Raw genomic sequence first — 841 nt, forward strand, 5'->3', positions numbered from 1 at the left:
GGCCCGGTTTTGTGCGCAGTTTGATGAGCCGGTGCAGGTGATTCCGGCTGAGCCGGTGGCGGTGTGGCGCTATGTCGAGCTGGATGCGGGTTTGGGCGAGTCGGGTGTTGAGGCCGAGGTTGGGCGGGTGTGTGCGGCTGAGCGTGCGGCGGTGTGTGATCTGGGGCGGCCGCCGGCGTTTCGGGCGGTGTTGATTGGTGTGGGTGGGGATCGGTATCGGTTTGTGTTGACCAATCACCACATTGTGGTCGATGGCTGGTCGATGCCGATTGTGTTGCGGGAGATCTTCGCCGGGTATCAGGGTCAGCGGCTGCCCGCGGCGGCGCCCTACCGCAACTACGTGCGGTGGCTGGCCGACCGTGATCTCGACGCCGCCCGCGCCGCTTGGCGCGCTGTACTGGCCGGCTTCGACACCCCGACACTGATCGCACCGCCACACCGGACCGGACCGAACCCTCGTAGCGCAGAACTGTTCCGGCTGTCCGAGCAGACCACGCGTGCGGTGGGTGAGTTGGCGCGGGCGTGTCGTACCACGGTGAATACGGTGTTGCAGGGTGCTTTTGCGCAGGTGTTGATGTGGTTGACCGGGCAGCAGGATGTGGTGTTCGGGATCACGGTGTCGGGTCGGCCCGCGGAGGTGGTGGGTGCGGATTCGATGGTGGGTTTGTTGATCAATACGGTGCCGGTGCGGGCGCGGTTGAGTCCGTCGATGAGTGCGGCGGATTTGTTGGGTCAGTTGCACCGGGTGCACAACGAGACCTTGGAGCATCAGCATTTGGCGTTGACCGAGATCCACCGGCTCAGTGGCCACGACCGGCTCTTCGACACCCTCTTCGTCTAC

General features: G+C 64.8%; 1 protein-coding gene. It reads left to right on the forward strand.

Translation table 11 applies throughout. The features are described from left to right. Positions 1-841 (forward strand): condensation domain-containing protein (locus A9X01_RS00115; RefSeq protein WP_155771835.1); only part of this gene is annotated, 841 nt, incomplete at both ends.

The sequence above is a fragment of the Mycobacterium asiaticum genome, from assembly GCF_001668675.1.
GTDB classification, from domain to species: Bacteria; Actinomycetota; Actinomycetes; order Mycobacteriales; family Mycobacteriaceae; genus Mycobacterium; species Mycobacterium asiaticum_D.